At 62.3% G+C, this 1,187-nt stretch carries 1 protein-coding gene; it reads right to left on the minus strand.

The annotated features are described in order from the left end of the window. Positions 1-21: 21 nt before the first annotated feature. Entirely contained in the window at positions 22-1,116 is a 1,095-nt protein-coding gene (locus tag G6N73_RS35770; RefSeq protein WP_165034558.1) for an IS630 family transposase, read from the minus strand. Between the last annotated feature and the right edge of the window lie 71 nt (positions 1,117-1,187).

A 1,187-nucleotide genomic window follows, 5' to 3' on the forward strand; every position in this document is an offset into this window, starting at 1 on the left:
TTTCTACGCCAAAGGCCGTTGTCAGCAATCATGAGAGTGGATTGATTCCAACGTTTGGAACCCGCGGTTTCGGGCGGCGATGATGTCATCGGGGTTGGCTTTCCAGATGAATGGTTGCGGGTTGTCGGCATTGTATTCGCGGATGAAGCGGTTGATGGCGGCCTGAAGATCGACAACGGAATGGAAGACGCCGTGCTTGAGCCTGCGCCGGGTGAGTTTGGCGAAGAAGCCCTCGACGGCGTTGAGCCAGGAGCAGGATGTTGGGGTGAAATGGAAGGTCCAGCGCGGGTGGCGGTCGAGCCAGGCGCGGACCTTGTCTTTTTTGTGCGCGGCGTAATTGTCGAGGATCACATGGATTGCCTTGTCCGCCGGCACCTCGCGCTCGATGCGGTTGAGGAAGCGGATGAACTCCTGATGGCGGTGGCGCTGCATGTTCTGTGCGATGACCGTGCCGTCCAGCACGTTGAGGGCAGCGAAGAGCGTCGTTGTGCCGTGCCGCTTGTAGTCGTGTGTCATCGTGCCGGCGCGGCCCTTCTTCATTGGCAGGCCGGGCTGGGTTCGGTCGAGGGCCTGGATCTGCGACTTCTCGTCGACCGACAGCACCACGGCATGGGCCGGCGGATCGACATACAAGCCAACGATGGTCGTCAGCTTCTCGGCGAAGGCCGGGTCGTTGGAGAGCTTGAAGTGCCGCCAGCGATGCGGGCTGAGACCGTGGGCCTTCCAGATACCCTGCACCGTCGACGCTGCAATGCCGGCGACCTTGGCCATCGCGCGCAGCGTCCAATGGGTCGCCTCATGCGGCGGCGGAGCCTGCGTCAGGCGGACGATCTCGGCGACATGCTTCGGCGGGACCGGCGCCTTTCCAGGCGGACGGGACCGGTCGCGAAGCAGTCCATCGACGCCTTCGTGCATGAACCGCTCCTGCCAGCGCCAGACACAGGTCTTGGACTTGTCGGTCTCGGCCATGATTGCCGAGGTGCCCAGACCATCGCCGCTCAGAAGGACAATACGCGCCCGCCAGACATGCTTCTGCGGGCTTCCAGGGGCCGCGACGATCGCTTGCAAGCGCCGACGGTCGCTGGCCGAAACGGTAAAGGAGATGCCATTGCGCATCCATCAAACTCGCACGCCACACCGCAAAACGGAATCCCAAAATCGGACTCTTTTGATCCGATCAATCCACT

The sequence above is a fragment of the Allomesorhizobium camelthorni genome (assembly GCF_011045125.1).
Lineage (GTDB): Bacteria > Pseudomonadota > Alphaproteobacteria > Rhizobiales > Rhizobiaceae > Allomesorhizobium > Allomesorhizobium camelthorni.